This is a genomic window from Brooklawnia sp. (genome assembly GCF_049651565.1).
GTDB lineage: Bacteria > Actinomycetota > Actinomycetes > Propionibacteriales > Propionibacteriaceae > Brooklawnia.
The window spans coordinates 1-5232 of record NZ_JBASCI010000087.1; the positions used below are offsets into that span (position 1 = coordinate 1).

Here is a 5232-nt window from a genome sequence, read left to right on the forward strand (position 1 = left end):
GCGCGCGGCCGGCCGGGATGAGCCCGGAAAGGTCGAACTCGACCACCTGGTTCCGGTCGTCGGTGCCGCCCAGCATCAGGTGGGCGCCCAGCCCCAGCACCTGCCAGCGGCTCCGGTACAGCCAGTCCAGCGCGTCCGGGTCGTTGGGACGCCAGAAGTTCAGCAGGTAGCCGCCGGTGTACAGGTGCAGCAGGGTGTACCCGCCGGGATAGGCGGCGCAGGCGGCGTTCTCCAGGTAGCGGGTGTGGGCGCTGATCAGGTCGGCGCGATCGCGGCGCATCCGGTGGGTGTGTCCAGCCACATGCAGGAAGACGCCGGGGGACTGGTTCTCGATCAACTGCAGCCGCAGTCGGTCGCGGGCACGCAGCATGAACTGCGGCCCCGAGATCGACGACCAGGCCGCCTCGTTGGTGACCGGGTGGTGGGTGGCGGCCAACGTCGGACGCAGCGGGTCGGCCGCCAGCTCCGACATCAGCTGGTCGTACTGGTCGGGGACGATCCAGCCGCCTCCCGAGCCTCGGGTGGAGTCGATGGCGAGTACTCGCAGACCGCTGGCGTCCAGCGTGGCCTGGGTCTGCTGGTAACCGACGAACGCGGAACCGAACGGGTCGTCGTCGCGGCGCGGATGGTCGTGGTTGCCCCGGGTGGCCACCCAGTGGGCGCGCTGTTCGCCGTAGCCATCGAACAGTCGCCGGGCCAGCGCCACCTCATCGGGCTGGTTGTTGTAGGTGATGTCGCCATTGACCAGCAGCAGCGGCCGACCGCGGCGCTGCAGGTCGGCCAGCGTCGCCGACAGCATCACCCGCGGGTAGTCCACCTGGTCGGGGTGCGGGCGCACCGAGGTCGGCAGCGGCCCGAGCAGAATGCCCTGCCGCTTCTCGCCGATGTGCACGTCGTTCACGATCGCGACGGTGGTCACGTAGTCGCCGGGCGGCGGGGTGAGGGTGGTGAACTCGTGGACCTGTTCGCAGCTTCCGATCCGCCGGGTGGGACGAAGCGCCGGGTGGGCGGGGTGGCCATCCGAGGTGGCGCGGAACCGGTAGCGCCGGCCCGGCTCCAGGCCGGTGACCTCGACCATGTGGAACGCCCGCGGCGTCGGATCATCGTGGACCCGGGCCATCGGCCCGTCCACCGGGCCCAACGCCAGTTCGGTGCCGGCCGTTATCGGGTGCGGGATGCCGGCCCCCAGCCGGGAGGCTCGGGTCGTCCACGCGATCACCGCGCTGGTCGGGGTGATGGTGACGACCTCGAGGTCGGTGACCACCATCCGGCCGTGCCGCGCCCTGGTTGCGGGTGCGGCGGCGACCTCGACAAGTGGGCTCACATGGACAAAGGTACCGGTGCCGATCCCTTGAATCCGGCCAGGTGGCTCGCTCGACCGTTAGAGCTATCGCGGCAGACCACTCCAACCCGCTGGCCAGCACCGAACCGGGGTTGAAAGTTGTACTGCCGGTCGGTTGCCGTGGCGGTAGAGTCGCGATGCATGGCGTCCCAGCAGGCCCGGCAGCACGTGGTGACCATCGTCGTCAACCCTTGCTCCGGCCGGGGACGCGCAGCCCGGCTGCTGCCGCAGGTCACCCGCGCCCTGCAGGACGCGCTGCCCGGCTCCGAGATCCGGGTGCGCCGCACGCGGCACTACTCCGACGCCCGGGAATCGGCGGTCGCCGCAGTCGCCGCATCGCAGCCGCCCGAGCCGGGGCAGCGGCCCGACGTGCTGGTGATGATGGGCGGGGACGGCATGGCCAGCCTCGGCCTGAACGCCTGCGCCGGCAGCCACGTCCAGCTGGGCGTCATCCCGGCCGGCACCGGTGACGACTTCGCCCGCGGCGTCCAGATCCCGCGCGACCCGCTCAAGGCGGCAGCCGCGATCGCGTCCGGCCACACCCGGCGCATCGACCTGCTGCTGGCCAGCGGCGAGATCGCCGGTGGCGTCGACCAGCGGTACGTCGGGTCGGTGGTCTCCTCCGGCTACGACGCCAGGGTCAACGAGCGGGTGAACCGGTCGCGGCTGAACCTGGGGCGGGCGTCCTACGCGTCGGCGGTGCTGCTGGAGATCGCCCGGCTGAAGCCGCTGAACTACCGGCTGACCATCGACGGCGAGTACCACGAAGTGCCCGCCATCCTGGTCGGGGTCGGCAACGCCGGCTTTGTCGGCGGTGGTATCCACCTGTGCCCGAAGGCCGACCCGGCCGACGGCCTGCTCGACATCACCCTGATCGGCCCGGTCAGCCGGTGGACGCTGATCCGGTTCTTCCCGCTGTTGTTCCGCGGCGACTTCGTCCACCACCCGGCGATCACCCTGCTGCGCGGGCGCGAGGTGCTGCTCGACGGTGACGGGCTGGTGCCGATGGCCGACGGTGAGAGCCTGGGTGAGGTGCCGCTGCGGCTGACCTGCGAACCGAAGATCCTCGAAATCCTGGTGGGTGCAGACCATGCCGACTGACCACTTCGCCGAGTTCCGGGCGGGCTACGACTTCGCCTTCGACGACTTCCAGGTGCAGGCCTGCCGGCACCTGGCCGACGGCAAGGGGGTGCTCGTGGCCGCTCCCACCGGCTCCGGCAAGACGGTGGTGGGCGAGTTCGCCTGCTGGCTGGCGCTCGCTGGCGGCACGAAGTGCTTCTACACCACCCCCATCAAGGCGCTGAGCAACCAGAAGTACCACGACCTGGTCGCCCGCCACGGCGCCGACCGGGTCGGCCTGCTCACCGGTGACACCTCGATCAACTCCGAGGCGCAACTGGTCGTCATGACCACCGAGGTGCTGCGCAACATGATCTACGCCCGCTCCGACACCCTGGCCGGCTTGTCGCGCGTGGTGATGGACGAGGTGCACTACCTGGCCGACCGTTTCCGGGGCGCGGTCTGGGAGGAGGTCATCCTCGGGCTGGCCGACAGCGTCCAGCTGGTGGCCCTGTCGGCGACGGTCAGCAACGCCGAGGAGTTCGGCGAGTGGCTGGACGAGGTACGCGGCGAGGTCGAGGTGGTGGTCAGTGAGGAGCGGCCGGTGCCGCTGTACCAGCACGTGCTGGTGGGACGCCGGCTGTACGACCTGTTCGCCGACGGCAGCGCCGTCAACCCCGAGCTGCTGCGGATCGCCAAGGAGGAAGCCCGCACGGTGCGCGACGACTCCCGGCGTCCGCGCAGCCACCGGATGCGGGGCCGGATCGAGGCCGCCGACCGGGCCCGGGACCGGGCCGCGCCAAAGTCCCGCCTGCGGCCACCCCGCCGGGACGCCGCCGTCGAGGTGCTCGACCAGCGCGGGCTGCTGCCGGCCATCTTCTTCATCTTCAGCCGGCAGGGCTGCGACATGGCGGTGCGGCAGTTGCTGGGCTCCGGCCTGCGGCTGACCAGTTCGGCGGAGCGGAAGCGGCTGCTGGAGATCGCCGAGCAGCACGCCGGCTGGCTCGACGGGGAGGACCGGGCGGCACTGGACTGGGACACCTTCATCGAGGCCCTGGGCCGCGGCATCGCCGCCCACCACGCCGGGCTGCTGCCCACCTTCAAGGCGATCATCGAGGAAGGCTTCGTCCAGGGCCTGATCAAGGTCGTCTTCGCCACCGAGACCCTGGCGCTGGGCATCAACATGCCCGCCAGGACGGTGGTCATCGAGAAGATGGTCAAGTACAACGGTGAGACCCACGCCGAGATCACTCCCGGCGAGTTCACCCAGCTCACCGGACGGGCCGGCCGGCGCGGCATCGACGTCGAGGGCCACGCGGTGGTCTTCTGGCAGCCGGGACTCGACCCGCGGGCGCTGGCCGGGTTGGCGTCCCGCCGCACCTACCCGCTGCGCTCGAGCTTCGCACCCACCTACAACATGGCGGTCAACCTTGTCGGCACGGTGGGACGCGTCCGCGCCCGCGCGCTGCTGGAGCAGAGCTTCGCCCAGTTCCAGACCGACCGGCGGGTGGTCGCCCTGGCCCGCCGGGCCCAGCGGGACGACGAGCGCGCCAACGAGCTGTGGGCGCAGGCGCAGTGCGAGCGCGGCGACTTCCGCCAGTACGCCGAGCTGCGCGAGCAGATCCGCGAATTGGAGTCGGAGCTGTCCCGGCTGCGTAAGCGGGACCGGCGCGCCGAGGTGGCCGACTCGGTGCTGGCGCTCGAACCGGGCGACGTGGTCTGGGTGCCGGCTGGCAAGCACCAGGGCTGGGCGGCGGTCATCGAGACCGGCACCCGGCAGGCACCGTGGCCGCGGGTGATGACGGCTGCCAGACAAATCGTCGGGCTGGGGGAGCGGGACGTCAACCAGCCGGTTCGGGCGGTCTCCCGGATCCGGGTACCGAAGAAGTTCGATGTGCACTCAGCCGCCGACCGGCGGGCGCTGGGCAACTCATTGGCCGCGCGGTTGGAGTCGCTGGGTGACCGACCGCCACGCATGGCGCGGCCTCGGCCGGACGAGGACCTGCAGGCGCAGATCGAGGTGCTGCGGATCGAGATGCGGGCCCACCCATGCCACGACTGTCCCGACCGGGAGGAGCACGCCCGGATCGCCGAGCAAGCGCTGCGGCTGGCCCGTGACCACGGCCAGCAGCGGGCCCGGGCCCAGGCGCGCAGCCGGTCGATAGCCAGCCAGTTCGACCGGATCTGCGCGGTGCTGGACTCGCTGGGTTACCTGGCGGGCGACCAGATGACCCCGGCCGGGGCGATGCTGGCCCGCATCTACAACGAACTCGACCTGGTGGTCGCCGAAGCCATCCGGGATGGGGTGCTCGACGACCTGAACGTGCCACAGCTCGCGGCGGTGTTGTCGACCCTGGTCTACGAGACCCGGCCGACCGCCGCCGGGCAGCTGCACCGGATGCCGGACCGGGAAACCGAAGCCGCGCAGAGCCGGGTGCGGGCGATCTGGCGACGGCTCGGAGAGGTCGAGCGCGACAACCGGGTCGACAGGTCACCGCCGCCCGATATCGGGTTCGCCGAGGCGGCCTACGAGTGGGCCTCCGGGCTGTCGCTGGCGCTGGTGCTGCAACGCACCCAGTTGCCGGCCGGTGACTTCGTGCGCTGGGTCCGCCAGGTGGTCGACCTGGCCGGCCAGATCGCCCAGGCCCCCGGGGTGGGGGTGCTCACCCGAACCTGCCGCCAGTTGGTGGCCGCCATGCGCCGCGACATCGTCGCCTTCGACCCCGACGAGGACTGAACCCCATCCTTGGCACCCACGCTGGCGGGCTGTTCAGCGCGGCCAGCTCGGCGCATCCCCGGCGCCCCGCTGCCGACCGGGCGCATCCCCGGGC

General features: G+C 71.5%; 3 protein-coding genes. 2 read left to right on the forward strand and 1 reads right to left on the reverse strand.

From position 1 onward, the window contains the following. The coding region (locus tag WBL05_RS04200; RefSeq protein WP_424223967.1) for a metallophosphoesterase at window positions 1-1324 on the reverse strand (1324 nt) is incomplete at its 3' end. Window positions 1325-1483: 159 nt separating this feature from the next. On the opposite strand from WBL05_RS04200, the gene WBL05_RS04205 reads away from it, so the two are divergent. After that, window positions 1484-2443 carry a diacylglycerol/lipid kinase family protein gene (locus WBL05_RS04205; RefSeq protein ID WP_424223969.1) on the forward strand — a complete coding sequence of 320 codons (960 nt, stop codon included), beginning with the start codon at window positions 1484-1486 and terminating at the stop codon, window positions 2441-2443. Next, complete coding sequence (locus WBL05_RS04210) at window positions 2433-5138, forward strand: DEAD/DEAH box helicase (protein WP_424223970.1); 2706 nt, start codon at window positions 2433-2435, stop codon at window positions 5136-5138. The genes WBL05_RS04205 and WBL05_RS04210 overlap by 11 nt, the downstream gene beginning before the upstream one ends. The last annotated feature ends 94 nt before the right edge of the window (window positions 5139-5232 follow it).